Here is a 366-nt window from a genome sequence, read left to right on the forward strand (position 1 = left end):
CGCACGTCGGCCGAAGTTGTCCAGATGCCTCCTCGGGCGCCCGCCCCCGACCACCGGGTGCCGGTGGTCGGGGAGCCGCGGGTGCGCCGGTGCGGGCACTACACCGACCTCACGCCGCAGGAGCGTGAGGTGATAGCGCTGGTCGCCGCCGACCTGAGCGGCGTGCAGATCGCAGCCCGTACCGACGTCTCCGAGCACGCCGTCCGCAGGCGCCTCGCCGCGCTCCGTCAGAAGCTCGGGGCGGCGACCACGCCGCAGATGATCGACATCGGTTGCCGGACGGGACTGCTGGTCCCGCGCCGGGCCACGCTGAAGAGGGAGATCACCGACACCGTGCTGACCTCGTTCCAGGCCCTGGCGGACGGC

1 protein-coding gene is annotated in these 366 nt (G+C 73.2%); it reads left to right on the top strand.

The genetic code is table 11. The features are described from left to right. Positions 1-24: 24 nt before the first annotated feature. The coding region (locus ACLWS4_RS37905) for a LuxR C-terminal-related transcriptional regulator (RefSeq protein WP_416876562.1) at positions 25-366 on the top strand (342 nt) is incomplete at its 3' end.

Origin of the sequence: Kitasatospora sp. SC0581, from assembly GCF_048159585.1 — a bacterium.
Lineage (GTDB): Bacteria > Actinomycetota > Actinomycetes > Streptomycetales > Streptomycetaceae > Kitasatospora.